This window comes from Microbacterium sp. F01 (assembly GCF_056156365.1).
This window is the reverse complement of record NZ_CM149592.1, coordinates 215662-240810: the sequence shown is the minus strand read 5'-3', so window position 1 is coordinate 240810 and position 25149 is coordinate 215662. Positions and strand designations below refer to the sequence as shown.

Below are 25149 nucleotides of genomic sequence, written 5' to 3'. Positions count from 1 at the left end.
GATGCGCTCTGCTGTTCTCCTGCCGACGAGGTGGGTCAGTGTGGAGAGGTGGCGGTGACGCGAGTAACGGCGCGCTCCACTTCGTGCGGGTCCCGATCCTCCGCGTCGAGGGCGCGGTGGATGGTCATTCCCTCGATGAGCGCATCGAGCAGACGCGCGGTCTCGGGGTCGAAGTGGCGCTCGAGCGCAGCGCGACTGCGCAGCATCCATGCGCTGGTGATCGACCGGTAGGCGGGGTCTCGTGCTGCGAGCGTGTAGAGCTCGTGCGACAGGATGAGCTCTCGGTCGTCGCCGAAGACGTCCTCGAGGATGATGGCGATCACGGCTTCTCGAGCGGCTTCAAAGTCTTGCGCGCCGGCCATGCGGCGTTCGAATCTGTCGCTCACCGTGGTCGCGAACCGGGTGAACGCCTCGCGCAGCAGCTCGTCGATGCCGTCGAAGTAGTAGGTCATCGCACCCAAGGGCACGCCGGCCCGGGCGGCAACCTTCCGATGCGAGGTGCCGGCGATCCCGGCGCCCGCGATGACGTCCAGGCAGGCATCGATGATCCGGTCCCGTCGGTCGGGGTCGTTGCGGCGTCCTAGGCGAGAGCCGGCGGCGCCCTGTGAAGAGGTCACCTGATTAGCCGATCGTGCGGATGACTCGGGCGGGATTTCCGACGGCGACGACGCCCGCCGGGACATCCTTGGTGACGACAGCGCCGGCGCCGATCACCGAGTTCTCGCCGATCGTCACGCCCGGGCACACGATGACGCCGCCGCCGAGCCAGACGTTGTCTTCGATAGTGATGGGTTCGGCCGCCTCGAGCTTGTCCCGCCGCGGTCGCGGGTCGATCGGGTGAGTGGGTGTCAGCAGCTGGACGTTGGGACCGATCTGGCAGTCGGCTCCGATGGTGATCGCGGCGACGTCCAGGGCGGTGAGGTTGTAGTTGACGAAGGTGCGGGCGCCGATGTGGATGTTCTCGCCGTAGTCCACGAACAGCGGCGGGTTGATGTGCGCCCCGTCGCCGAGCGTGCCGAGGAGGTCGACGAGGATGCTGCGGGCGTCCGGATCGTCGGCGAGCTCGGCGCGATGATAGGCACCCGCGAGGCGGACCCCTCGCCGATGACGGCGCTCGATTTCGGGGTCGTCGGCGATGTAGAGGTCACCGGCGAGCATTCGCTCGTGGTTCGTGCGCGGGTCGCCGGCGAAGTAGTCCGCAGTCATACGACAAACCTATACCAAATGTGTACGATCGTACCCATAGTGTGTACGATCGTACTCGTGACGTTCTGTCACGACGACCTCCCTCCGGCCACCGAAAGACAGCACCCCGACCGTGTACTCGCTTCTGCTCGCGATCATCTACGTCGCCTTCATCAGCCTCGGGCTGCCAGACTCGCTCGTCGGCGCCGGGTGGCCTGTCATGCATCAGGATCTCGGCGTGCCGGTGCCGTTCGCCGGCATCCTCACCATGATCATCGCGTGCGGCACGATCCTCTCCAGCCTCGCCTCCGAGCGCGTCACCCGCCGATTCGGCGTCGGCCTCGTGACAGCCGTCAGCGTGGGGATGACCGCGGCCGCCCTCGTGGGCTTCTCCATGAGCAGTTCATTCTGGATGCTGTGCCTCTGGGCCATCCCGTATGGCTTGGGCGCCGGCGCAGTCGACGCGGCCCTCAACAACTACGTCGCCGTTCACTACGCCGCACGGCACATGAACTGGCTGCATGCCTGCTGGGGATTGGGCGCCTCGATCAGCCCCTTCATCATGAGCTACGCACTCTCCTCGGGCTCCGGGTGGTCCAGCGCTTACTTCATCATCGGCGTCATCCAAGTCGCCCTGACCTTCGCACTGCTCGCCAGCATTCCGCTGTGGCGCAAGGTGAATCCCATCGTGCCCGCCGCTGCCGCTTCATCCGACGACGCGGAAGACGCAGCCGACCGCACGCCCGGACCGCGCAGCACCCACGTGCCGCTGGCGCGGGCGATCCGCTTACCCGGCGTCCTGCTGATCCTGACCGCGTTCTTCTCCTACTGCGCACTCGAGAGCACGGCGATCCTCTGGGCCTCGACATACCTCGTCGCCGACCGCGGAGTCGACCCCGCCACCGCGGCTGCGTTCGCCTCCCTGTTCCTGCTGGGCATCACAGCGGGGAGGTTCCTGGCCGGCTTCTTTGCCGACACGATCGGTGACCGTCAGATGATCCGTGGCGGCTTCGCCATGGTCGGCGTCGCTTCAGCGATGCTCGCACTCCCAGTGGAGACGGACGTGCTCGCCCTGGCCGGGCTCGTGATCGCAGGGCTCGGCTGTGCGCCGATCTACCCCGCGATCATCCACTCCACCCCGGTGAACTTCGGCCGCGGCAACTCGCAGGCCATCATCGGTATCCAGATGGCCGCCGCCTACACCGGCTCCACCCTCGCGCCGCCGCTGTTCGGCGCGGTCTCGGCCGGAACCGGAATGTGGATCTTCCCCCTGTTCCTCGCACTGCTCGTGGCGCTCGGCCTGTTCATGACCGAACGGCTCAACCGACTCGTGAACCGCCAGAAACACCTCAGCCACGCACCCACAGCTGACTGATCGACAGGCTCTCACAGGGGTAGCCGAGGCTGCATCCGTCCACGATCCAACGGTCTAAGAAACAAGCAGGTGTGCTTGTTTCTGCTAATCTGGCGGTCTTGCGTGTTGAAGCTACAAGTGTGGAGGCCCGATGGAGAGCATCACTAAGAACCGCCAGTCCGCTGCCACGCTGCGGGCCCTGATCGAACGCGCCTATGGTGCCGACCAAGTGCCGAAGGGCGACGACTTCGCCCAGGAGATCACCGAAGGCTGGTTCAACGTCGCCTACCGGATCGCCCTGCGCGACGGTCAGCAGGTCGTGCTCAAGATCGCCCCGCCGGCCGGCGTCGCCGTGCTCACCCGCGAGGTCGGGATGATGCGGGCCGAGTTGGAGGCGATGCGGCTGGTCTCGACGCGGACGTCGGTGCCGGTCCCTCGGGTGGACTACGTGGATCTGTCGCACGAGATCGTCGACGCGGACCTGTTCTTCATGGAGTACGTGGATGCCGACAACTTCGGGTTCGCCGCCGCTGACGGGCGGTTGAGTGCCGAGGTGGTGTCGACAGCGACCCGGGAACTGGGCGCCCTCAACCGGGAGATCAACTCCATCGTCGGGCCCCACTTCGGGCCTTTGCTGGGCGAGGGGTCGCCGACGTGGCGCGAGGCGTTCACGGTGATGATCGAGGACACGCTCGCCGATGGGCAGCGTGTCGGTATCGACCTGGGCTGGGAGTCCGCGCAGATTCGGACCGTGCTGGCCGACAACGCCGCCGCCTTGGACCAGGTCACCGTGCCTCGGCTGGTCGAGGTCGACCTGTGGGCGAAGAACTCGATGATCCGCGACGGGCGCATCGTGGCGATCCTCGACCACGAGCGGGCGGTGTACGGCGACCCGCTGATGGAGGCGGGACTGACTGGCCTCGACATGTCGGCGTTCGGCGATCCCTCGGACTTCATGGCCGGCTTCGGCATCCAGGAGCTGTCGGATGCCGAGAGGACCCGCCGCCGCCTGTACTCGCTGTACCTGGCGCTCATCATGGTCGTCGAGACCAAGTACCGCGGCCACACCGACGCCGAGATCTACGACTTCGGCCGTCGCGAGCTCGACGCCCTGATGGCCCACTTCGGGTACGCCCGCACCACCGTGCCGTGAGCGCCCGCACCCGCCACGGTCACGCCGAGAGCCTCGGCGTCCGCCCGATCGGGCGACTGCTGTGGTGGACCTGCTCGCAGACGACGCTCTCGGTCGGCGTCTACGGCATCTATGCGCTCACCAACGCCTGGTTCGTCGCGCGCGGAGTCGGTGAGACCGCGCTGGCCTCGGTCAACCTCGTCGCACCCGTACTGCTGCTGCTGGGCGCGGTCTCCACCACGGTCGGGGTCGGCGGAGCTTCGATCGTCTCACGCAGCCTCGGGGCGCGGCATCCCGAAGCCGCCGCCAAAGCCGCCGGCAACTCGTTCACGATCTTCTGGGGCGCGGCGATCGCGTTCACGATCCTGGGGCTGGTGTTCCTCGAACCCCTGCTGCGAATGCTCGGCGCGACCGGCGAGACGCTGCCGTACGCGCTGCCCTATGCCGCGATCATCGTAGGCGGGGCGATCTTCTCGACCGGGTTCTCCGCCCTGGTCCGTGCCGAGGGACGGCTGCTGTTCTCGACGCTGCTGTGGGTCGTGCCGGTACTGGTGCAGATCGTCCTCGACCCGCTGCTGATCTTCGGGCTCGGCATGGGAGTGGTGGGCGCCGGGCTCGGCACCGTGGCCGGGCAGGCGGTCTCGGCGGGCATGGCCATCTGGTTCTTGTTCTGCCAGCGCGACCGGCCCTACCGGATCCGGCTCGCGCAGCTGCGCCCCGACGCGGCGACGGTGCGGTCCATCCTGAGCATCGGCACGCCGTCCTTCCTCGCCGGCTTCGGCGCCACGCTCCTCGCCGTCGTCGTCAACACCGCCCTGGCCACCGCAGGTGCCGCCGTGATCGCTGCCTACGCGGTATGCGCCCGCATCCAGACGTTCGTGTCCATGCCGCAGACAGGGATCACACAGGGCATCCAGCCCATCGTCAGCTACAACGCCGGGCGGCGACTGGATCACCGCGTCGCCCGCACGCGCACGCTCGCGCTGCGCGCGACGACGCTCTATGGGGCGATCGCCGCGATCATCGTCGCGCTGGCCGCGCAGCCGCTCGCGACACTGTTCCTCACCGACCCCCGCGCCGTGGCACTGACCGCCGACGCGCTGCGGATCATCGCGATCGGGTTCGCCTTCTCGGGCGTCCCTTCACTCGTCTCCGCCTACTTTCAGGCGCTGGGCCTCCCCGCGCCGTCGTACCTGATCTCGATCGGCACGCTGCTGCTGCTCAAGCTCCCGGTCGTGCTGCTGCTCGGGATGCTGGGCCCCCTGGGGATCTGGATCGCGATCCCCCTGGGCGAGGCGCTCTCGGCTGCAGCAGCCTGGCTCGTCCTGCGGCGGCGGATGCCGGCCCCCATCGCCGCGGAGCAAGCATGAGCACGCACGAGCGCTGGACGCCCACCCCACCGTCGCGGACCTACCCGAAGGGCGACCGACGCCGAGCTCAGATCATCCAGGCCGCGTTCGCAGCCTTCGCCGCCGGTGGGTACCGGGGAGCGAGCATGGTGCAGATCGCGGCCGCCTGCGGTGTGTCTCGTGGTGCGCTGCAGCACCACTTCCCGTCGAAGGAACTCCTCCTCGCCGCGGTCCTCGAAGAACGCGACCGCATCAACGGCGAGCTCTTCTTCGTCGGTTCCGATCCGGGCAACGACGGCATCGACTACCTCCAGCGACTGGTCCGCGTCATCCAGCACAACACCACGCAGCGCGAGATCATCAGCCTCTTCGCGACGCTCTCCACCGAAGCGGCCGACGTCGAGCACCCCGCCCACGACTACTTCGCGAACCGCTACCGCTGGCTGCGCGCCGACATCACCGATGCGCTTCGCGACATCGACCGACGTGGCCTGCTCCGCACCGACGTCGCCCTCAACGGGGTCGACGCCGATCTCGTCGCCCTCATCGACGGCCTCCAGATCCAATGGCTCATCGACCCCACCAGCATCGACATCCCCGCACGCCTCCGCCACCGCATCGACCAGCTCCTCACCAGCCCTCTGCCACGCTGACCAGTCGCGCGGCGGCAAAAAGGATCCGCTTACGCGCGGCGAACGCAAGCGGAGCCGTCGGCGCGCATTGGGCACGACCGCGACCAGCGACCGTGCGGTTCGCTGGCGCTCCTGCCGACGAGCCGTCGTGGACGCTGTCTGGCGGTGGCGCTCAGGAGTGGGGCCGCTTTCGTGCGCGAGCGCCTCGAACCTCGTCCGATCTCGCGTCGGGCAGGGGCCCGTCATGTCGCCGGGGTAGGGCGATGCGGTTGGGATAATCGCGCCATGTATGGGGAACGTATCGCCAAATGGGAGAAGGCTGTTGAATGGCCGCTCGCCCTCGCCGCCGTCCTCTTCCTGGCCGCCTATGCCATACAGATCATCGCCCGACCCGGCGGTCTCCTGAACTTGTCGTGCGAGATCGTCTTGGTCGCGACGTGGGCCGTCTTCGTTGTGGACTACGTGGTTCGGCTGGCGATCACGCAACGCCGATGGCGATGGTTCTACCGGCACCTGCTCGACCTGGCGATCGTCGTGCTGCCGATGCTGCGTCCGCTGCGCCTCATGCGCTTCCTGACCGTTTTGGCACTGATCGGCCGCAGCACCGGCAACATGCTCCGCGGCCGCGTCGTCCTGTACACCGTCGGCGCCACCGTGCTCACCGTGTTCATCGCGGCGCTGTCGGTGTTCGACGCAGAACGCGGCGTCGGCGACATCGACACGTTTCCCGACGCGGTGTGGTGGGCGTTCGTGACCATCACCACCGTCGGGTACGGCGACTATTACCCTGTGACGGCCGCTGGGCGGATCGTCGCGGTCGGGCTGATGATCGGCGGCATCGCGCTGATCGGCGTCGTCACCGCCACCCTCGCCTCCTGGATCGTCGAGCGGGTCGCAGACCAGACCAGCAAGACTGTGTCCGCGACCGAGGCGCAAGTCGAGGAACTGCGCAGCGAGATCGTCGAGCTCAAGCAGATGATCCGGGAGCTGCGCCCGACCAGCTGACCAGGTGACACAACAGGCCCAGGGGCGCAAGAAGCTGGTGGGGCGCTACTGTGTGGCTCGTGGATGCGTCTGTGGGGATGACGTTCTGGGCTGGGGTCATTGTCGGGGTGCTCTGGGGAGTGCTGCTGATGATCGTCGGCCGCTGGGCGGTTGCTGCGGTGAAGCGCGCGAGTTCGCGACGGCGGCAACGGCGCTACCTCAAGTCGTCCAAGCGCGACCCGCTGCCACAGCTGTGGGCGACCGGAGCCGGGTACCCTGACGCCGGCGCATCGGGAACCGCGCGGCGGGCTCCCGGCGGGCTCGACGAGTATCGCGAGGGACGGCGGCAACGCCCGGACTTCAATCCGAAGCCCGGCCCCAGAGACTGGTAGGGCGTCGAGCGTCTCGAACGACTCAGTTGGATCTCTCCGTCGCCATTCGACATCCTTCGAACGCAATACTTGGCGAGTGACTCTGCGCCGCGACGACCCCGAACGGCGGACGCGCCCGAACTACACGTTGCGCCGAGTCCTGGCAACACTCGTCCCACGGTCTTGGGAGGGCGCACGCGCAGCGATCGCCCTCGTCGGCGCGATCGTGGTGGTGGTCGTGCTGATCCTCAAGAAACCTCATGATGCACTGACAACTACGAGCTCACCGCGCTGAGTGTGACGATGACCGCGGAGATGTAGCCCCACGAGCGCTGCGCACATCGAAAGGACAGTGGCTTGGCCCACACAGCTGGAAAGAGACGAGGCGCCGGTCGCACCCTCTTGCGTACCCTGATCGGGGCGGTGGCAGTCGCAAGCGCGCTTACGCTAGCCGGTTGCACCGCGTCCGACGGTGCTCCGGCCGAGGGCTTTAAGCCGACACGCTCCGAGCCCGCGGCCGCGGTCGCTGCGCAGCCGTCGCCGACCACGGGCGCGGAGGGAGAAGCTGACACGGGTGAAGTCACGGACGCTGACACGTGTGCGGCGATCTCGGATGTCGTGACGATCCAGTTCAACGCAGAAGCGGCGGTGCGAGACGGACGGATGCAAGTGCACGAGCAACAGTCCTGGAATCGCCTGGCCACGCGCGTCTTCGACCGGGCACCCATCTCGGGCGTGACGGTCTTGAGCCAGACCGTCGCTGATCTCCAAGCATCGATCCCCGACAACCCTCCTGGCGCGATGGGTGCGACGTTGGTCGGGACGGATGAATGGGGCGCCGCGTTCCCGGCGATCATGCAACTCTGTGCGCAGGCGGGAGCAGAGATCGTCACGGAGGGCTTCGTCGGCGGGTAGCGCGTCCCCGTTCGCACCAAGAGAAGTCGGCATCGGCTTGAAGCCCCTGGTTCGGGCGGTTCGACGCGTCCCGCGCACGTTCGCTATTCGCCACGGGTGCGCCGATAGTGACGCATCGCGGCGCACACCCCGGATCCCTTACCGGGCCGCGCGCGGAGGCGGCACCTTTGCGGGCATTGCTGGCTCGCGGGGTCCGCGAGCGGGCTGTTCTACAGCAGTGGGAAGTCGGCGAGGAGGGCTTGCAGGTGCATGACCTGTCGGGGAATGTACTCGGCGATCGTGAGGCCGACGACCTCGCCGGCGCGACTCGCGTCGGCGACCACCCTGCGCACTTGGTCCGTGGTGAGTCCGCCGCGGTCGGCGCCGAGCCCGAACCGAACCTCGTCGGCGTCCACGGTGTCGACGTCGAAGTGGATCGCGAGCTTCGATGCCCCGGTCGCGCGGATCCAGTCGAGCAGCACGGCGCTGTCGTGTCGCAGCGCCGCCGGCGGGATGATGGCCAGGCGCCACTGTTCTGCGGCAGCGGCGAGCGCCGGGTCTGACCAGTCATGCGTGCCCACCAACGCCACCCGGTGGGTGGGGATCGTGGCTGGCAGTGTGGCGAGGAGATCGGGGTCGCCGTGCCCGGTGAGGCCAGACACCACCATCGCGTGATACCCCTCGTAGGCTGTGTCGCCGGTGTCGATGTCCGGGTGGGTATCGATCCACAGGATCGCAAGGTCGGAGCGGTACTTGGCTGCGAGCCAGGCGAACGGGGCCATGCTGACTGAGCAGTCCCCGCCGATCGTGGTAATCCGAGCCGGGTTGTGCTGGTCGAGCAGGGCGAGTGCGGCGCGGAGCTGTTCGAGGACGACGGTCTTGGCTTCGATGCCGTCCCGCTGTTCCAGCCCGGTATCTCCCATCGCGACCGGGACAACCGCGGTCGGGCCGTCGTGGGCGGGGAGGATCGCCTGCAGTACGGTGGTGCCGACCGCGTAGCCTCGGCGGGCGACGTCGAACGGGAACTCCGCGGCCAGGGTTCGCACACTCGTCGAACCGGCGCCCTGCCACTGCGGCCACACCAACCGCAGGTGCGGTCCATCCTTCGGCCCACGCCCAGTCACACGACCAGGCTAGTCATGCTTCCCGGCCGGAGTCGCGTCGCAGGCATTGCACCGTGGCGATCCCTGAGCTGGCGGCGAACGAGAGCGGAGCTGTGTCCGCACATCCGGCGGACATCGATGCATGAGTGGACAGCGACGCTCATGGTCAGCGTGATCCGTTAAGAGCGAGTTCGTAGTGTTGAGTGTCGTATCGCATCACACGATGCGCCAACGGGACAAGCACGCCGTGCAGCATCGGATGCCGCCGTCTCAGCAGCGTGCGTGCGGTGGCGGCCTCCCCTCCGGCGAGGATCCACGCCGTTCCCTGCTTTGCCGGGCCCTTGGGCTTGCCGAGGAATGTGCACGGGGCTGCACGAACAGCGGAGAAGTTCCGCAGCCGCTTCGCCTTTCCGGACTGTCGATAGGTGCGGAAGTACATCCGTCCGTCCCGGACGGCCAGGCTGACCGGCGTGGCGACCCATGTCCCGTCGCGTTTGCGCGTCTCAAGCCGGATCGTCTTGCAGCCCGCCCATTCCGCTTCGGTCGGCGCGGTCATGTTCGACATCACATCCCCTCGCGTTCGCAGCGCTGGCGCGGCCGCTCGTGAGCATCCTGCCTCTGACGATTGCGCTGTCGAGGGTGGAATACACGCCCCTTCCGACCTGTCGGACGCAGACGTAAACTGCGCGCTTCTCGACTCGGAGTTCGGTCTTCAGCGTGAGCAATGCCACGACACCCGCACAACGTTCCGCCGCGCTGGGCGGCGCACGCCCAGGAAGCGCTCACCGAGCTGGTCATCGGGGTGATGATGGACTCATGCCGGCCGCCCATCGTCCCGGACTTCGAATCAACGCACGGGTCACCATCCCGGAGTCCGAGTTGTCCTGGCGGTTCTCGCGTTCTTCCGGCCCGGGCGGGCAAGGTGTGAACACCGCTGACTCCCGAGCGGAACTCATGTGGGATGCGGCCGGATCGGCCGCCCTCTCCCCCGTCCAGCGAGAGCGACTCCTCACGCACCTGCGCGGCCGTCTCGTGGGCGGAGTCCTGACGATCACAGCTTCCGAGCACCGCGAGCAATTACGCAACCGGGATGCGGCGCGCACACGGCTGGTCACGGTTGTCGCTGAAGCCCTGCGGCCGCCCCCACCGATGCGCCGGCCTACCGCACCCACCCGAGGAGCTAAGGAACGGCGTCTGCAGGCGAAGAAGCATCGCACTGACGTCAAGCGGCTCCGTCGCCCGCCCAATGAGTGACCCCGACGCCGCCTTCACGCGTGTGGCGAACGATGCGCGTAAGCGGGCCGCGTCACGTGTTCACGCGGCAGATGGCATATCGATCACGTAGCAGCGCATGGCACTGATCCGCCCGTCTGTGATGTCGTAGGCGAGGCAGTAGCGGGTCCGCATCCCGCGGCCCGCATGTGCTGACGCGCAATCGCCTTCCAGAAACACGTGGTCGGGTGTGACGACGTAAGTGTGTGCGCGCGTCGTCCATGGACGCGTGGAGGGCGAGAACGTAGTCCCTAACAGTGCCGGAGCCGGCGGTGACCTCACCGGTGTCCACAACGAGCCATGTGACGTCGTCTGCATAGCGCTCCGAGAATTCGGCGCCGCGATTCATCAGATCGAAGTAGCGGTCCATGGTGCCCTGCGATAAAAGCTCGGACATTGTGTGCCTCCGTCGGCGACTCAATGTGCGACCCGGTCGCACTGGCCTGATCAGCCTCGCAGTATCGTGGGGCCTCCACCGGGCAGATCGAGCGCCGCCGACCCCGGATCCGTAAACGCGCACCGCTCGCTGAGCGGGCCGTACCGGGCGTCGGCGATCCGGCAACGGACTCGAGAGGTCCACGTCCGTGCAAGTGTTGTGCCATGTTCTCTTCGGCGGATCGAGCCACCATCCAATCGGCCCTGATTGGGCGGGCCGAGGCCGATCAGCGAGTCATCGGTGCGGCGTTGGTCGGATCGGCGGCGCGCTGGTCCCAAGACGACTGGTCCGACATCGACCTCGCTCTGCAGCTCGACGACGGCGTCGACGAGCAGCAACTGGTCGACGAGTGGACCCAGGCGATCGACGACGAGCACAGCCTGTCCGACACGCACGATGTGTGGGCGGCCGGTGCCCGTTACCGTGTGTTCCTCCTCGAAAGCTCGCTGCAGGTCGATGTGTCGTTCTGGCCGCACGACAGGTTCCGCGCCACCGAACCGGGCTTCCAGGTTCTGTTCGGCACACCCAACGCACCCACCGAGCCAACCGCGACCGACGCCTCGTCGATCATCGGGATGGGCTGGCTGTACGCCCTCCATGCGCGTTCGTCGATCGCGCGGGGCAAGCTCTGGCAGACGTCGATGCTCGACGGCCTGCGCAGTCAGGTGCTCGCCCTCATGTGCGCACGAGTCGGGCTCAATGCCTGGCACGGCCGCGAGATCGACCGCCTGCCCGCAGACGACCTCGCCAGACTGGAAGCAACGCTGATCGGCCGGCTCCTCGCCGCCGACCTCGACCGCGCCCGCATCACGCTGACCCGACTGCTCCTCGACGAGGTCACCAAGACCGACCCCGATCGCCGGCGACGACTGCAACCCGCCATCGACACACTCGTTGAACCCGTGACATGATCCGATCCCCAAGCGGGCACCAACGGAAGCGGGACGCTCGTCGCGCAATCGTCGCGATTGTGGGCGGCAGTCGCGTCACGTGCGCTTTCGGAACATGGGACGTACCCGTATTACCTCTGCGTCCAACCCACCAGAACGCTCCCTGACCGTGCGTGGTCGGCATCAGTCCCTCGGCGGCTACCTGGCCCCGGCAGCAGTAGTGGCGTCCACGGAATCAGCGGTATTCAGGGTTGGTGTCGTACCCGAAGTGCTCGCCCGCGTCCCACCTCTTGCGTAGGTTGCCATAGGCGGGGATGCCGCCGGCGTCCTTGAGGAGTCGCGCCATGTGCAGCAGGTTCCAGGTCATGAACGTGGTGTTGCGGTTGGTGAAGTCGTTTTCGGGGCCGCCCGAGCCGGGGTCGAGGTAGCTCGGACCGGGTCCGACTTCGCCGATCCAGCCGGCATCCGCGGCCGGTGGGATGACGAATCCGATGTGCTGCAGGCTGTACAGGATCGCCATCGAGGCATGCTTGATGCCGTCCTCATTGCCGGTGATGATCGCCCCGCCGGTCTTGCCGTAGTAGACGTACTGACCACGATCATTGAATAGCCCGCTCATCGCGTAGAGCCGCTCGATGAGCTTGCGCGTGATTGACGCGTTGTCGCCGAGCCAGAGGGGGCCGCCGATCACCAGGATGTCGGCGGCGTCGATGAGGGGCCAGATGTCGTCGGGCCATGCGTCCGTGTTCCAGCCGTGCTCGCGCATATCGGGATAGACGCCAGTCGCGACATCGTGGTCGACGAACCGGACCACGTCCACGCTCACGCCCTGCGTACGCATCAGGGAGATGCTGTGATCCATCAGGCCCTGCGTGTGCGAGAGCTCAGGACTGCGCTTGAGGGTGCAGTTGATGTATACGGCGCGGAGGTCGTCGTAGCTCGCGGGCGGGCTCGTCGCTTCGGTCATGGCGCCGACGATACGCCCGCAACGCGCCACTCGTCCTGCCTCACGCTCAAAACGAGGAGGTGCCCGGCGGAAGATGCGCCGGGTCGATCGACGACGCGTCAAGCTCCCCTGCCCAGTCGGGGCGAGGATTGCGCGTAATGCGGTCCGTCGTGCGCGGGCCTCCGCGCGCGCGATCGCGATCCCGAGCCGGACAACTGCGGTCGCCCAGCGGCCGATGCACGGAAGCCGGTCGTCGAAGAAGTTCGCGGTTCGCGACGCGCGACCACCGGTCCCTTCACGGGCGGCGTATCACGGGCGGGCTCGGTGTCCTCATTGCAGTGTGTCTTCGACCGCGTCCGCGACCCTATTGGTGCGAGGGGTGCGCTGGCTCGGAGCCCGATGGCTGCCTTTGATCGGCGGTGTCGTGCTGGCTGTGACTGTCGTCGACGCGGTGGTCAGCTATGGCGCGGATCCCCGTCAATGGGAGTGGTTCTACACGAGCGGCATCTTGCTGCTGTTTGTCTGCCTGGTCGCCAACCATGGTCAGAACCAACGCGTGCTCGACACCCTGGACCGCCTCGTCAGGCAGGGTGTGGTCGGACCGGGAGACCCGGAGACCGCGGTGCGCGAAGTCACACAGGCGATGCGTCACCGGGTACCCCTCGTTGCGGCAGTGACTGCGGTCGCGTTCGTGATCGTGATGGCCGTCCTGTGGCTGATGGCGGCGGGCAGAACCTTTGACCATTGGGTCACATTCTGGCTGGAGATCTTCCTTGCTGCACTGGCCGGCATCGTGGTGGGCCGGATGATCGCGTACGGCGGGCTCGGATCCGCCATCAAGCGCGCCGGTCTCCAGGTGACACCGATCCCTGGCCACATCGACGGCGCTGCGGGGCTACGGCCGATCGGCGCGCTGTACCTGCGACAGGCGACCATCGTGGCCGCGCTGACCCTCTATGCCGGTTTCTGGTGGCTCGTGCTTCCGGAATACTCACGGGGCCGGTTCATGAACTGGCACGACCCCTATCTGCTGTTGATGCTCGTAGGAATCGTTGCCGAGATTCTCGTGTGCGTCGTGCCACTTTGGGGCTTTCACCGGGTCATGCTCCAGCAGAAGATGCTCAATCGGCGCATCGCCGATCAGCATGCCGCGCGAATCGCTGGACTGAAGCGCGAGCGAGTGGGCACGCACGGCAAGGATGATCAGCAGCGTATCGATGCAGAGATCGACGCACTGGCCGCGCAGTGGGGAGACCTGGAGAGCATGCCCACATGGCCACTCGACTCCCGCGTGAGACGTCGCTTGACGCTCAACAATGCGCTGGTCTTCCTCCCCATCGCCCTCAACGCGATCGCCCCGGATGGCTGGTGGCAGCAGTTCCTCGACGCGTTCCGAAACATCACTTAGGCAAGTGAACGGTCCGAGTGGGTCAGCCCGAGGCGCGCACCGGATGATCGATGCCCACTCGACGGTCCTCCGGCGCGCGCGTGGTGGACGACCGGCGCAGCGAGGAGAAGTGCGGGCCGCGACGCTCGTTTACCGTGCCCCATGAAGATGCCCGCTTGGCCGCGCTATTCGCGCGGCCAAGCGGGATGGTTCAGGAACACCGAACCTTGACGTCAGACGGGTCAGAGATCGTCGCGGGGACGGTCCTCTCCGTCCTCGGGCGCGACGGGCTCGTCGCCAGCAGACGATGCTCCGCCCTCGGGGTCATCGTCGTGCTCGAGCGGAGCCGGTTCGGAGTCGTCAACTGCGACTTCGGGCGTCTCGGACCCGCGTGACGTCTCGCCCTCTCCCGCGGACTCTTCCGCGGCGGTCGACTGGTCGTCGAGCGCATCATGCAAACCCGCCGGCCCCGAGTCGGCGTCCGCATGGTCGGCTTCGGCTCCGGCCGTCCCGCCGGTAGCAGACTCTTCGCCCTCGACATCGGCGGTGGGCTCCGCATCGGCGACCGGCTCCGAGTCGTCCGTCCCCTCGTCGTGCGCGGTCTCCGTCTCGGCCGCGTCACCCGTCGCTGCAGACGCCTCGTCTGAAGTGTCGGCCTCGGCGCCGTGCTCGCTCACGACGGCTGCGTCCGCTGTCTCGGCAACGGATTCGGCGTCCGGTGCCTCGGCATCCGGAGCCTCCGGCGCCACGGGTTCGAGCGGCGCAGCATCCGCGTTGTCCGTCGCGCGCGTCCCGTCGAGCACTTCCGCCTCGGCATCCGGTGCGAACTCGGGTTCGACCGGCGCCTGCGCCTCAGCCGCATCGTCGGCGGTCTCGCTCGTGGGTGTCCAGTCGGACTCCCCCACCTCGGCGGCCTGCTCGGACTCGGGCACGACCACCTCTGCCGCCGCCTCAGCCTCGACCGGCGCCGGGGTCGAGTCCGACACCTCGATGTCGGGACCTTCTTCGATCTCGGGCACCGCCACCTCGGCGGCGTCGGCCGCGACCGTGCCTCCGTTCTCGCGCTGACGACGCTGACGCCGGGTCTCGAACGCCGCCGCCCCCGCGGCGCCGGCCGCAGCCTCACCGGCTGCACCCGCGTCGGCACCGGCAGCCCCGGCCTCCGAAACCGCACCCGCACCCACGCCGGCGCCGACGAGAACGCCCGCGGCCGCAGCATCCGTCCCGCCATCCGGGCCATCGCCCTCGGGCGCCGGGCCACCGCCGTCACCCTCGTCGCGACGGCGCCGGCGCTCAGTCCGCCGCTCCCCCGCGCCCTCGACGAGGTTGTACAGGGTGGGGAGCACGAGCAGCGTGAGGACGGTCGACGACACGAGGCCGCCGATCACGACGATCGCGAGGGGCTGCGAGATGAAGCCGCCCTGGCCGGTGATGCCCAGTGCCATGGGCGTGAGCGCGAAGATCGTCGCGAGCGCGGTCATGAGGATCGGACGCAGACGGCGCGAGCCACCGGCCACCGTGGCGTCGTGCGCCGAGAGGCCTTTCTCGCGGTACTGGTTCACCAGGTCGACGAGCACGATCGCGTTCGTCACCACGATGCCGATGAGCATCAGCACACCGATGAGCGACGCGACGCCGAGCGGCACACCCGTGATGATCTGCAGGAGGATCGCGCCGGTCGCCGCGAAGGGCACCGACACGAGCAGCAACAGCGGCTGGCGGAGCGACTTGAAGGTCGCGACCATCACGATGTAGACGATCAGGATCGCCGCGAGCAGGGCGAGGCCGAGCTGCGAGAACGCATCCTGCTGCTGCGTCACGACACCGCCGAGCGTGGCGTCGGCCGACGAGGGCAGGTCGGCGTCGGCGAGCGCCGTCGTCACCGAGGCTGTGGCGGTCTGCAGGTTGTCGGTCGACGGGGTCACCGTGACGGTCGACGTGCGCTGGCCCCCCTCGGTGGTGATCGAGGTCGGTCCCTCGCTCTCCTCCACGGTGGCGACGTCGGAGAGCGGGATCGGGCCGGTGGCGCTCGGCACCTGCAGCTGACGCAGGTCGTCGAGCGACGCGGGCGTCTCGGATGCCGCGAGGTACACCGTGAGCGACGTGTCGTCGATCTCGACGGTGCCGATCGACTGCGGCTGCATCGTGTTCGACACCAGCGCGCCGACCGCGACCTCCGAGAGGCCGAGCTCCGCGGCCTTGTCGCGGTCCACCGTCACGGCGATGTACGGCAGCGAGGCCGACAGGTTGCTCGTGACCTGGCCCACGCCGTCGGCTCCTTCGACGGCCGAGATGACAGCATCCGTCGCGTCCTGAAGTGTCGACGAATCGGGAGCCGTCACGTCGATCGCGATGTCTGTCGAGCCGAAGCCGCCGCCACCCGCGGCGACGGTGATCTCGCCGGCGTCGTCGAGGTCGGCGACCGCGTCCTGCACCTCTTCGCGCAGCGCGACCTGGTCGACGCCGGGGTCGGTGGTGATGGAGTACGTGATGCCGCTGCCGCCGCCAGAGAACGCGTCGCGCAGGGCCGAGCCGCTCGAACCGATCGACACCTGCACGGTCTCGATGCCGTCGATGCCGAGGAGCACCTCCTCGACCTGCTCCGCAGCGGCGCTCTCGGCCTCGAGCGAGGGGGCGGGGCCGATGTCCTGCGTCATCGTGAAGGTGTTCTGCCCCGAGTCGCCGAGGAAGTTCGTCTTCATGAAGGGAGCTGCGGCGATCGTGCCGACGAGCACCAGCACGGCGAGCGCGAGCGTGATCCACGAGTGGCGGAGCGTCCAGCGCAGGATCGGCAGGTACGACTTCTGCAGGCGGCTCGGTGGCGCGGCCGGGTCCTCCGGGTCGACCGCGATGCCCTCGGCGTCGAGGATCGGCTTGCCGGGCTTCAGGAACCAGTACGCGAGCACCGGAACGATCGTGAGCGCCACGAACAGCGACGCGGTCATCGCGATCGTCACGGTCATCGCGAACGGTCGGAACAGCTCGCCCGTGACGTCGCCGACGAACGCGATCGGCAGGAACACGGCGACGGTCACGATCGTCGACGCCGTGATGGCGGAGGCCACCTCGCGCACCGCCCGGCGGATGGAGTCACCCTTGTCGGCATCGCCGACGTAATGCCTCTTGATGTTCTCGATGACGACGATGGAGTCGTCGACCACACGCCCGATCGCGATCGTGATCGCGCCGAGGGTCAGGATGTTGAGCGAGTAGCCGAACGCCTGCAGGCCGATGAACGTGATGAGGATGCTCGTCGGGATCGAGATCGCCGCGACCAGCGTCGACCGCACCGACAGCAGGAAGATGAAGATCACGATCACCGCGAAGACGAGGCCGAGCAGGCCCTCCTTCGCGAGGGTGTCGATCGACTCCTGGATGTACGGCGCCTGATCGAACACGACGGTGAACTCGGCGCCGTCGAGCGAGTCCTCGAGGTCGGGCAGCACCGCGAGCACGCCGCGCGACACGTCGACCGTGTTGGCGGCGGGCAGCTTCGTGACGGCGATCGTCAGCGCCGGCTCGCCGTTCACGCGCGAGATCGTCGTGACCGGGTCGGCCTCTTCCGCGACGCTCGAGACGTCGCCGATGGTCTTCGGGCCTGCCACGAACTGGTCGGCCGTCGAGGGCACGAGCGGCAACGCCGCGATCTCGTCGACCGACGAGATCTTCGCGCCGGTCTGCACCGTGAGCGTCTCGTCGCCCTCGGTGATCTCGCCGCCCGGGAACAGCACGCCGTTCTGGTCCAGCGCATCGCGGATCGCCTGCTGCGTGTACCCCGACGCGGCGAGCTCGGCCTGGTCGGGCGTGATGGTGACCCGCTGGCCGACACCGCCGACGATCTGCGCGGCGTTGACGCCCGCGACATCCTCGAGATCCGGGATGACGGATGCCTCGAGCTGCGCCTGGATCGTCGCCTCGTCGTCGTAGCCGGTCACCGCCAGCTGGATGACGGGGAAGTCGTCGATGCTGGCCGAGATGACGCTCGGCTCGACCCCGGTCGGCAGCTGCGACTTGATGCGGTTGATCGCCTGCGTCATCTTCTGCTCGGCGGTCGCAAGATCGGTGCCGTAGGTGAAGGAGGCCTGCACGATCGAGGCGTTGGTGGTGCTCGTCGCGGTCGACGACTCGAGCCCCGGCACGCCCTGGATGGCGGTCTCGATGGGCACCGACACGTCGTTGCTCACGACCTCGGGCGACGCGCCCGGGTATGTCGAGACGACGATGAGCGCGGGGAACTCGATCGAGGGGATCAGTTCCTGCTTGAGGTTCGTGAGCGCGAGGCCGCCGAAGATGGCGGCGACGATCGTGATCAGCGCGATGAGCGCGCGGTTCTTGAGACTCAGAACGGCGAGGTTCGACACACGGAGGCCTTCGCTGGTGAGGTGATGCAGGGGGAGGGACGGAGCCCGGACGATACGGAGATGTATCGCGTTTCAGTATTTCATGCGGCTCTCATGAAACCGCTCCCCCGAGCAGCAGTCCGAGCCCTGCCGCGACAGCGGCGAGCGCGAGCGTTCCGAAGAGGTTGAGCGCGGCCTGCCGCCAGCGCTTGCGTTGAGCGAGCAGCACGGTCTCGACCGAGACGGTGCTGAAGGTCGTGTAGCCGCCGAGCAGACCGAGCCCGAGCACGAGCGACAGTTCGGGCGCGATGGCCGTGCCGAGCCCGGTGATCACACCGAGCACGAACGAGCCTGACACGTTGACGACGAGGATTCCCACGGGGAACCGCGCACCCGCGGCGGGTGTGAGCCACCGATCGACGAGGTACCGCAGCCCCGCTCCGACGCCGCCCGCGAGCGCGGCGACGAGCAGCCACGGACTCACTCGGCGTCCTCCGGGTACTCGATCCCGCCCGGCCGGTCGGCGATCCGGCGCCCGATGGACAGTCCCACGATCGCGCCGATGACGCCTGCGATGACGGATGCTGCGGCCAGCCCCGCCGCGAGCCACGGCGTCGCGACCCACAAGGCGGTGGCCACGGCGAACGCGCTGTAGGTGGTGAAGCCTCCCAGCACTCCGGTGCCGAGGAACGAGCGGAGGATGGGTCGGCGGTCATCGAGCCAGCCGACCACGACCCCGAGGATGAGGGACCCGACGACGTTGATCCCGAGCGTCACCCACGGCACGGCGGTCGGATCCGTCACCGGGGTGAGCACGAGCGCGCGGGCGAGGACGCCGATCGCCCCGCCGGCCACCGTCACCCCGAGGATCCGGGGATCGACGGGCTGCGGCATCCCTTCACGGTACTCCGGCGCTGTCAGCGTCCCGGCCGCAGCAGCCCCCGGATCGCCGACTCCGGCGTGATCGAGAGGTCTAGCGTGTTCCCCTCGCGATACCTCGTGAACACCCTCGGGTCGATGTACGAACCCCGCGCCACCGCGGGCGTGTTGCCCAACGCCTCCGCCGTCGCCTTCACGGCGAGCACCTCGGCGCGCTTGCGGTCGGTCTTGGTGTCGACGGTGCCGATGCGCGCGAGCGCCTCGGCGGCGAGGATCGTCCCGCGCAGCGTCCGGAAGTCCTTCGCCGTGAACTTGCCGCCGGTCAGCGACCGCACGTACGCATTCACCTCGGTCGGGGTCAGCGCCACGCGGCGCCCGCCGCGCCGCCACGCGAGCAGCGGCGACCGCGGCCGTCCCGCGGCCAGCAGCTCCATCGCCGCGGCGAGGTCGGCGTCGTCGAGCTCGAGCACCTGGTGCTTGCCGCTCTTGCCCGGAAACGCGAAGGAGACGACGGATGCCTCGACCGAGACATCGCGTCGCTGCAGCGTCGTGAGGCCCCTACTGCCGTGCGCGGCGAGATAGCGCTCCGAGCCGATGCGCGGCGCGGCGTCGTCGAGCAGGCGGAACGCGACCGCCAGCACGCGCTCGCGGTCGAGCGCCTCGCGGCGGATGGACGTCGTCACCCGCGCCCGCGCGCGGGGCAACGCCTCGGCGAGCGCGAGCGACCGCGCGAACTTGCCGCGGTCGCGGCCGGACGTCCAGTCGGGGTGGTAGACGTACTGCCGGCGGCCGGCGTCGTCGACGCCCACCGCCTGGATGTGCCCGTCCGGCCGCGTGCTGATCCACACGTCCTGCCAGGCCGGCGGGATCACGAGCGCGTGGATGCGGTCCAAGTGACGCGACGCCGGCGTGCGACCCTTCGTGTCGAGGTACCGGAAGCCCGAACCTGCGTTCAGCCGACGGAAGCCGGGGTCCTCGTAGGGACGGACGCGGGCGAGCTTCGGCATCCGTTCACGCTACCGGGGTCACGGGGCCGGCCGACGGGCTCGGGCTACCCGCCGGCCGTGTCTCCCCCAGAGTCAGTGATTCCGGATCATCGAGATGAGCTCGGACTTCTTCTTGCCCGAGTAACCCTTCAGACCCAGCTCCTTCGCGCGCTTGCGCAACTCTGGAACGGTGCGATCGTCGTAGTCCTTCGCGTTGCCGCCGCGCTTGCCCACCGTCTTGCGGCCTTGGCTCGCCGCGGCGTTCGAGATGCGGGCGGCCTTCTCCTTCGAGGCGCCGTCCTTGCGGAGCTCCTCGTACAGGTCGGGGTCCTGGAGACTCGCTCCACGTCGTCCTGGCATGGCTTCCTCCTTCGTCCACCGCCGCGCGGGCGGGTTTCACAGCCCCTTGCCCCCGGTCACGGGGAGGATCGCGCCCGACGTGAACGACGCGTCGTCGCTCGCGAGGTACACGTAGGCGCCGGCGAGCTCGGCGGGCTGACCCGCGCGCCCCAACGGCGTGTCCTGTCCGAACGTCGCCAGGCGCTCAGCATCCCATCCGGTCGCAGGAATGAGGGGTGTCCAGATCGGGCCTGGCGCGACCCCGTTGACCCGGATGCCCTTCGGCCCGAGCTCTTCGGCGAGCGCCTTGACGAACGCGACCTGGGCCGCCTTGGTCATCGCGTAGTCGATGAGCGACGGCGACGGGTTGAACGCCTGGATCGAGGTCGTGACGATGATCGACGCGCCCGGCTTCAGGTGCGGGACCGCGGCGCGCGCCGTGAACATCTGCGCGTACAAGTTGGTGCGGAAGACGCGGTCCAGCTCGGCGGTTTCGAGGTTCTCGAGGCCGTCGCGGTCCTTCTGGTACGCGGCGTTCAGCACGAGCACGTCGAGGCCGCCGAACTCGGCGACGGCACGCTCGACGATCTCGGCGCAGAAGTCCTCGTCGCGCAGGTCGCCCTCGAGCGGCAGCGCTCGCGCACCGCTCTCGGCGATCCAGCGCGCGGTGTCTTCCGCGTCCTCCTGCTCCTGCGGCATGTGGGTCAAGGCCACGTCCGCACCCTCGCGCGCGAAGGCGATCGCGACGGCCCGGCCGATGCCGGAGTCGCCGCCCGTGATGAGCGCCCGGCGCTCCGCGAGGCGCAGCGCGCCTTGATACGAGCTCTCGCCGTGATCGGGCTCGGGACGCGTCTCATCGGTGAGTCCCGGCTGCTCCTGCTGCTGCGCCGGGAAGCCGTCCTCGTGGTGAGCGGTCGTCGGATCGGTCGCGGATGTGCTCATACCCGCGAAGCTACGGCGCCTGTCCGCAACGCTCACGGGGGTTGATTTCGACCCCGCGCGGCGCTAGCGACCCCACCGATCCTCCGGCGTATCACCGGAAATCCGGCGTCGTCAAGCCCCTACGGACCCGGCCCTGCGGGTGCCACTGTCGAGATGTGCCCACGAGGCACGCGATGCATCACATGCATCGACGACGAAGAAGGAGAGCTCCAATGAACCTCGCCCTGATCATCATCATCGTCGTCGCGATCATCCTTGCGATCGTCGGCGGCCTCAATTCGGCGCTGAGCTGGCTGCTGTGGGTGGCCATCATCGTCGGCGTCATCGCCCTGATCGCCTTCCTGTTCCGAGTCATCAGCGGCGGTCGCGGAACCTGACCCCTGCACCACAGGATCAGTTGACGGACGGATGCCGCGGCCACTGCTGGCCGCGGCATCCGTCCGTCTTCTCGTGGTTCAGGTGACGAACTACAGGTTCGCCTCCGCGTAGACGCGGAGCGCATCGCGCACGAACTCGGCGCCGTGCGTGCCACCCTGGCTGGTCGCGTACTGCGCGCCGAACCGCGGGTCGGCCACGTACATCTCGCCGAGGCCGATCACGTAGGCCTTCACGTCGCCGCCCGGCGCTGCCGCGGGCGTTCCCGGGATGCCGGTCAGCCACTCGACGTGCCGCTTCGCGACGGCCTGAGCCTCGTCGCTGTCGGGGGCGATCCCGGATTCCGCGGCCGCGATCCAGTCACGGCCGAGGTCCGAGGCGCGCTGTTGCCACGCGGTCTTCTCGTCGGCGCTCATCGAGCGCCACCAGCGGTCGCTGTCGGCGTACGCCTTCTTCCCCCAGCGCTGTTCGACCTCGTCCTTGTACTGCGTGTGGTCGAAGCCGTCGAACATGTTCTCTGCCATCAGTCGTTCACCTCCTCTCACTGCACTGATCGTGTTCTCGACCGACGCGATCTGCCGCGCCAGCCGGTCCTGTTCCTGCCGCAGCCACGCCAGATGCGCCTCGAGGGCGGGCACCTCGCCGGTCTCGCGCTCCATCACCCCGGCGATCTGCGGCAGCCCGAGTCCGAGCTCGCGCAGCAGCAGGATCCGCTGCAGCCGCACCAGCGCGGCCTGGCCGTAGTACCGGTAGCCGTTGTGGCCGATGCTCGACGGGGCGAGCAGGCCGATGTCGTCGTAGTGGCGGAGCGTGCGGCTCGTCGTGCCGGCGAGCTTCGCGATCTGCTGGATCGACCACTCCTGCTCCTCTTCCATGACGACCTCCTCTCGCGTTCGTCCGACGCTGACAACGGTAAAGGTTGACGTTGCGTCAAGGTCAAGCGGGTCAGGGGAAGATTCTTGACAAAGACGCGATATATCGTGTTACTGTCGTAGCACGCGATATATCGCGATACGGATCACCCCTAGATACCGCAGGAGAAGCAGTCATGACCCTGGAGAAGTGGATCATCCACCCGGGCGAGACGCGCGTCATCGACATCGAGACCGTGCGCACGCTCAAGATCGGCCTCGTCGGCGGGCAGGTCGACGTGATCGCCCACGACGAGCCCGGCATCCGCATCGAAGTCCACGACGTCACCGTCAAGGACCTCCGCATCGAGGTCGCCGACGACCACGTCGAGATCGACCACCCCCAGCTGCGCTGGGACAACTTCCTCGAAGTGTTCCGCAACTTCGGCACCTCCGGCCCCAAGGCCGAGATCAGCGTCGCGGTCCCCCGCGAAGTCGCCCTCACCCTCGGCGTCGTCAGCGCCAGCGCCCTTGTCTCGGGTCTGCAGAACGCCGCCTCGCTCAACACCGTGTCGGGCGACATCATCGTCGACGGCCTCACCGGCGACCTCTCTGTCAACGCCGTCTCGGGCGACGTGCAGGTGCGCGAGCTCGTCGGCGCCCTCAACGCCAACAGCGTCTCGGGCGATGTGGCCGCCACCGGAACCCTCCGCAAGGCCACCATCGACACGGTCTCGGGCTCGGTGCTCGTCGACTCGACCGGCGACATCCTGTCGGTCGGACTCAACACCGTGAGCGGCACCTCGACGGTGCGTCTCGACGAGGGCCACCCTGCCAACTACGTCATCCGCAGCGTCAGCGGCAAGGTCCAGGTCGACGGCGTCGTGCGCTCCGGCAACGGCACCGGCCCGACCACCAACTACGCCGGCTCCGTCGGCGAGCTCAGCGGCAGCTTCGCCGACGTGCGCGCCCACAGCGTCTCGGGCGACATCACGGTGCTGCGTCGCGCGGCTTCTCCGGTGACGGATGCTGCGCCCCCGGCGTCCGTCGACGCTGCGGCGTCGACGCCGGCCGAGCCCGCGGGCTCTCAGCCCGCCGGTGGCGTCGATGAAGAGGCCGCCGGTGAAGCGGCGGCCGGCTTCGACCGAGAAGGGCTGTGAACACCATGGCCCCGGTCTTCTCGCACGGCGACCTTCGCCTGTATCTCCTGAACCTGCTCGATGAGGGGCCGCGCCACGGCTATGACATCATGCAGGCCCTGTCGGACCGCACCGGGGGCACCTACACCCCCAGCGCCGGCACCATCTATCCGCGTCTGGCGAAGCTCGAAGAGGAGGGCCTCGTGACCAAGACCGTCGACGGCCGCAAGACGGTCTACGCGATCACCGATGCCGGCCACGCCGAGGTGCAGTCGCGTGCGGGCGAACTCGAGGGCATCGAGGCCGGCCTCGCCGACTCGGTGCGGCTCATCGCCGACGAGGTGCGCGGGAGCGTCCGCGAGGCGATGAAGAGCCTCCGCGCGGACCTCGCCGCCGCGTCGCGCGAGGAGCGCAAGATGACGCCGCAGCCTTCGCGCGAGGACGACCCGCGCGTGCGGAGCCGTGAGCAGGTGCAGCGCGTCGACGCGCTCGTGAACGAGTTCCGCGCCAACGTGCGCGGCGACGTCCGCGTCCACGTCGCTCGCGGCGGCGACCTCGCCGCGTCGATCGTCGACCAGCTGGCTTCGGAGCTCGACCGCGTGGCGCGCGACGTGACACGCGCGCTGCGCGGCTGAGCCGCAGCATCCGTCCCGCCGCCCCGCCGTCCGCCCCTCGAGGGCCCGTCTCTCCGCGAGAGAACAACTGGTGGCCGAGAGGTAGTGAAGTTGCCTACCTCTCGGCCACCAGGTGTTCTCTCGGCGGAATGTGGTCGGGGGGTCGGGGGGGTCAGGCGGGCCAGATCTCCTCGTCGTCGGGAACCGGCTCGCCGAGGGGCACGATCAGGATCGGGCGGTGCTGGCGGTGCGCGAGGCGTGCGCCGACCGAGCCGGTGAAGAACTCGCGGACCGACTCGCCGAAGCCGCGCTTGCGCGTGCCCACGACGAGCAGGCGCGCGTCGATCTGGTCGGCGAAGTGCTTCAGCGCCATCGCGGGGTCGCCGACGAGCTGACGCACGGTCCATTGCGGTCCGGTATCGCCGAGAACGGATGCTGCGGCATCCTGCACCTTCGCGAGCTCACCCTCGCCGGCGGCGATGTTGATGTCGATCGGCGCCGAGTGGACGTAGCCGTCGGGGTCCTCGTAGGTGACGAAGCGCGTGACGTCGACGTGCACGACCACGAGCGGCGCCTGGAAGAGCTTCGCGTAGCGCGCCGCCTCCTTCAGGACGCGCGGCGACTGGTCGGGGATGACCCCCGCGATCACCGCCCCGTGCAGGCCTTCATCGGTCGTCGCATCGCCCTGCGGCTCGGATGCCTCGTCGGTCATATGTCCGCACTCCTCCTGCACCGGTGGCGTCGGAACC

At 68.4% G+C, this 25149-nt stretch carries 25 protein-coding genes and 1 pseudogene; 13 read left to right on the top strand and 13 right to left on the bottom strand.

What is annotated here, in order from left to right:
- Positions 1-35 precede the first annotated feature (35 nt).
- Both ACVN90_RS01095 and ACVN90_RS01090 read right to left on the bottom strand, forming a co-directional pair.
- On the bottom strand, positions 36-617 hold the full coding sequence (locus ACVN90_RS01095) for a TetR/AcrR family transcriptional regulator (RefSeq protein WP_475100313.1): 582 nt from the start codon (positions 615-617) through the stop codon (positions 36-38).
- A gap of 4 nt (positions 618-621) precedes the next feature.
- Positions 622-1206 (bottom strand): sugar O-acetyltransferase, encoded by a 585-nt coding sequence (locus tag ACVN90_RS01090; RefSeq protein WP_475100312.1) that lies wholly within the window; start codon positions 1204-1206, stop codon positions 622-624.
- A gap of 112 nt (positions 1207-1318) precedes the next feature.
- Here ACVN90_RS01090 and ACVN90_RS01085 point away from each other — a divergent pair, with 112 nt between their 5' ends.
- From ACVN90_RS01085 to ACVN90_RS01055, 7 genes are all read left to right on the top strand, one after another.
- Positions 1319-2560 (top strand): MFS transporter, encoded by a 1242-nt coding sequence (locus ACVN90_RS01085; RefSeq protein WP_475100311.1) that lies wholly within the window; start codon positions 1319-1321, stop codon positions 2558-2560.
- 130 nt (positions 2561-2690) lie between these two features.
- Complete coding sequence (locus ACVN90_RS01080; protein WP_475100310.1) at positions 2691-3692, top strand: phosphotransferase family protein; 1002 nt, start codon at positions 2691-2693, stop codon at positions 3690-3692.
- The gene (locus tag ACVN90_RS01075) at positions 3689-5041 is read left to right on the top strand and encodes an MATE family efflux transporter (protein WP_475100309.1); all 1353 of its coding nucleotides are present in this window, start codon (positions 3689-3691) and stop codon (positions 5039-5041) included. The genes ACVN90_RS01080 and ACVN90_RS01075 overlap by 4 nt, the downstream gene beginning before the upstream one ends.
- On the top strand, positions 5038-5673 hold the full coding sequence (locus ACVN90_RS01070) for a TetR/AcrR family transcriptional regulator (RefSeq protein ID WP_475100308.1): 636 nt from the start codon (positions 5038-5040) through the stop codon (positions 5671-5673). Before ACVN90_RS01075 ends, ACVN90_RS01070 begins: the two co-directional genes overlap by 4 nt.
- Positions 5674-5844: 171 nt before the next feature.
- Entirely contained in the window at positions 5845-6657 is an 813-nt protein-coding gene (locus ACVN90_RS01065) for a potassium channel family protein (RefSeq protein ID WP_475100307.1), read from the top strand.
- A gap of 77 nt (positions 6658-6734) precedes the next feature.
- Positions 6735-7028: a hypothetical protein gene (locus ACVN90_RS01060; protein ID WP_475100306.1), complete on the top strand. Its 294-nt coding sequence runs from the start codon at positions 6735-6737 to the stop codon at positions 7026-7028.
- 597 nt (positions 7029-7625) lie between these two features.
- Positions 7626-7922, top strand: coding sequence for a hypothetical protein (locus ACVN90_RS01055; protein WP_475100305.1), 297 nt, complete (start codon positions 7626-7628; stop codon positions 7920-7922).
- A gap of 209 nt (positions 7923-8131) precedes the next feature.
- Here ACVN90_RS01055 and ACVN90_RS01050 read toward each other — a convergent pair whose 3' ends face one another.
- Both ACVN90_RS01050 and ACVN90_RS01045 read right to left on the bottom strand, forming a co-directional pair.
- Entirely contained in the window at positions 8132-9025 is an 894-nt protein-coding gene (locus ACVN90_RS01050; protein WP_475100304.1) for an arginase family protein, read from the bottom strand.
- Positions 9026-9170: 145 nt separating this feature from the next.
- The gene (locus tag ACVN90_RS01045) at positions 9171-9569 is read right to left on the bottom strand and encodes a PPOX class F420-dependent oxidoreductase (RefSeq protein WP_475100303.1); all 399 of its coding nucleotides are present in this window, start codon (positions 9567-9569) and stop codon (positions 9171-9173) included.
- A gap of 251 nt (positions 9570-9820) precedes the next feature.
- Here ACVN90_RS01045 and arfB point away from each other — a divergent pair, with 251 nt between their 5' ends.
- Both arfB and ACVN90_RS01035 read left to right on the top strand, forming a co-directional pair.
- The gene (gene arfB, locus ACVN90_RS01040; RefSeq protein ID WP_475100302.1) at positions 9821-10258 is read left to right on the top strand and encodes an alternative ribosome rescue aminoacyl-tRNA hydrolase ArfB; all 438 of its coding nucleotides are present in this window, start codon (positions 9821-9823) and stop codon (positions 10256-10258) included.
- A gap of 618 nt (positions 10259-10876) precedes the next feature.
- Entirely contained in the window at positions 10877-11623 is a 747-nt protein-coding gene (locus ACVN90_RS01035) for a nucleotidyltransferase domain-containing protein (protein ID WP_475100301.1), read from the top strand.
- 214 nt (positions 11624-11837) lie between these two features.
- Here ACVN90_RS01035 and ACVN90_RS01030 read toward each other — a convergent pair whose 3' ends face one another.
- Entirely contained in the window at positions 11838-12569 is a 732-nt protein-coding gene (locus ACVN90_RS01030; protein WP_475100300.1) for a flavodoxin family protein, read from the bottom strand.
- A gap of 358 nt (positions 12570-12927) precedes the next feature.
- On the opposite strand from ACVN90_RS01030, the gene ACVN90_RS01025 reads away from it, so the two are divergent.
- Positions 12928-13956, top strand: a complete 1029-nt coding sequence (locus tag ACVN90_RS01025; RefSeq protein ID WP_475100299.1) for a hypothetical protein — start codon at positions 12928-12930, stop codon at positions 13954-13956.
- Positions 13957-15137: 1181 nt separating this feature from the next.
- On the opposite strand, the pseudogene ACVN90_RS01020 reads toward ACVN90_RS01025, so the two are convergent.
- The 6 genes and pseudogenes from ACVN90_RS01020 to ACVN90_RS00995 all read right to left on the bottom strand — a co-directional run.
- Positions 15138-18296, bottom strand: a pseudogene (locus ACVN90_RS01020) (efflux RND transporter permease subunit); the annotation flags it as partial.
- A gap of 91 nt (positions 18297-18387) precedes the next feature.
- Positions 18388-18759, bottom strand: a complete 372-nt coding sequence (gene crcB, locus ACVN90_RS01015; protein WP_475100298.1) for a fluoride efflux transporter CrcB — start codon at positions 18757-18759, stop codon at positions 18388-18390.
- On the bottom strand, positions 18756-19169 hold the full coding sequence (locus tag ACVN90_RS01010; protein WP_475100297.1) for a fluoride efflux transporter FluC: 414 nt from the start codon (positions 19167-19169) through the stop codon (positions 18756-18758). Before ACVN90_RS01010 ends, crcB begins: the two co-directional genes overlap by 4 nt.
- A 23-nt stretch (positions 19170-19192) precedes the next feature.
- Positions 19193-20161: a DNA topoisomerase IB gene (locus ACVN90_RS01005; RefSeq protein WP_475100296.1), complete on the bottom strand. Its 969-nt coding sequence runs from the start codon at positions 20159-20161 to the stop codon at positions 19193-19195.
- Between the two features lie 72 nt (positions 20162-20233).
- Positions 20234-20500, bottom strand: a complete 267-nt coding sequence (locus ACVN90_RS01000) for a DUF7218 family protein (protein WP_475100295.1) — start codon at positions 20498-20500, stop codon at positions 20234-20236.
- Between the two features lie 36 nt (positions 20501-20536).
- On the bottom strand, positions 20537-21421 hold the full coding sequence (locus ACVN90_RS00995; protein WP_475100294.1) for an SDR family oxidoreductase: 885 nt from the start codon (positions 21419-21421) through the stop codon (positions 20537-20539).
- Between the two features lie 212 nt (positions 21422-21633).
- On the opposite strand from ACVN90_RS00995, the gene ACVN90_RS00990 reads away from it, so the two are divergent.
- Positions 21634-21798 (top strand): hypothetical protein, encoded by a 165-nt coding sequence (locus tag ACVN90_RS00990; protein WP_181911764.1) that lies wholly within the window; start codon positions 21634-21636, stop codon positions 21796-21798.
- Positions 21799-21888: 90 nt separating this feature from the next.
- Here ACVN90_RS00990 and ACVN90_RS00985 read toward each other — a convergent pair whose 3' ends face one another.
- Entirely contained in the window at positions 21889-22671 is a 783-nt protein-coding gene (locus tag ACVN90_RS00985) for a MerR family transcriptional regulator (RefSeq protein WP_475100293.1), read from the bottom strand.
- Between the two features lie 173 nt (positions 22672-22844).
- Between ACVN90_RS00985 and ACVN90_RS00980 the strand changes: the two genes are divergently transcribed.
- Positions 22845-23807 carry a DUF4097 family beta strand repeat-containing protein gene (locus ACVN90_RS00980; RefSeq protein ID WP_475100292.1) on the top strand — a complete coding sequence of 321 codons (963 nt, stop codon included), beginning with the start codon at positions 22845-22847 and terminating at the stop codon, positions 23805-23807.
- 5 nt (positions 23808-23812) lie between these two features.
- Positions 23813-24421 (top strand): PadR family transcriptional regulator, encoded by a 609-nt coding sequence (locus tag ACVN90_RS00975; RefSeq protein WP_475102172.1) that lies wholly within the window; start codon positions 23813-23815, stop codon positions 24419-24421.
- A gap of 151 nt (positions 24422-24572) precedes the next feature.
- On the opposite strand, the gene ACVN90_RS00970 is transcribed toward ACVN90_RS00975, so the two are convergent.
- The gene (locus ACVN90_RS00970) at positions 24573-25112 is read right to left on the bottom strand and encodes a universal stress protein (protein WP_475100291.1); all 540 of its coding nucleotides are present in this window, start codon (positions 25110-25112) and stop codon (positions 24573-24575) included.
- Positions 25113-25149: the final 37 nt, after the last annotated feature.

Coding starts and splice junctions, on each gene's coding strand:
- ACVN90_RS01090 (WP_475100312.1), bottom strand. CDS start 1,206: ATGACTGCGGACTACTTCGCCGGCGACCCGCGCACGAACCACGAGCGA.
- ACVN90_RS01080 (WP_475100310.1), top strand. CDS start 2,691: ATGGAGAGCATCACTAAGAACCGCCAGTCCGCTGCCACGCTGCGGGCC.
- ACVN90_RS01070 (WP_475100308.1), top strand. CDS start 5,038: ATGAGCACGCACGAGCGCTGGACGCCCACCCCACCGTCGCGGACCTAC.
- ACVN90_RS01060 (WP_475100306.1), top strand. CDS start 6,735: ATGACGTTCTGGGCTGGGGTCATTGTCGGGGTGCTCTGGGGAGTGCTG.
- ACVN90_RS01045 (WP_475100303.1), bottom strand. CDS start 9,569: ATGTCGAACATGACCGCGCCGACCGAAGCGGAATGGGCGGGCTGCAAG.
- arfB (WP_475100302.1), top strand. CDS start 9,821: ATGCCGGCCGCCCATCGTCCCGGACTTCGAATCAACGCACGGGTCACC.
- ACVN90_RS01035 (WP_475100301.1), top strand. CDS start 10,877: ATGTTCTCTTCGGCGGATCGAGCCACCATCCAATCGGCCCTGATTGGG.
- ACVN90_RS01030 (WP_475100300.1), bottom strand. CDS start 12,569: ATGACCGAAGCGACGAGCCCGCCCGCGAGCTACGACGACCTCCGCGCC.
- ACVN90_RS01010 (WP_475100297.1), bottom strand. CDS start 19,169: ATGCCGCAGCCCGTCGATCCCCGGATCCTCGGGGTGACGGTGGCCGGC.
- ACVN90_RS01005 (WP_475100296.1), bottom strand. CDS start 20,161: ATGCCGAAGCTCGCCCGCGTCCGTCCCTACGAGGACCCCGGCTTCCGT.
- ACVN90_RS01000 (WP_475100295.1), bottom strand. CDS start 20,500: ATGCCAGGACGACGTGGAGCGAGTCTCCAGGACCCCGACCTGTACGAG.
- ACVN90_RS00995 (WP_475100294.1), bottom strand. CDS start 21,421: ATGAGCACATCCGCGACCGATCCGACGACCGCTCACCACGAGGACGGC.
- ACVN90_RS00990 (WP_181911764.1), top strand. CDS start 21,634: ATGAACCTCGCCCTGATCATCATCATCGTCGTCGCGATCATCCTTGCG.
- ACVN90_RS00985 (WP_475100293.1), bottom strand. CDS start 22,671: ATGGAAGAGGAGCAGGAGTGGTCGATCCAGCAGATCGCGAAGCTCGCC.
- ACVN90_RS00980 (WP_475100292.1), top strand. CDS start 22,845: ATGACCCTGGAGAAGTGGATCATCCACCCGGGCGAGACGCGCGTCATC.
- ACVN90_RS00975 (WP_475102172.1), top strand. CDS start 23,813: ATGGCCCCGGTCTTCTCGCACGGCGACCTTCGCCTGTATCTCCTGAAC.
- ACVN90_RS00970 (WP_475100291.1), bottom strand. CDS start 25,112: ATGACCGACGAGGCATCCGAGCCGCAGGGCGATGCGACGACCGATGAA.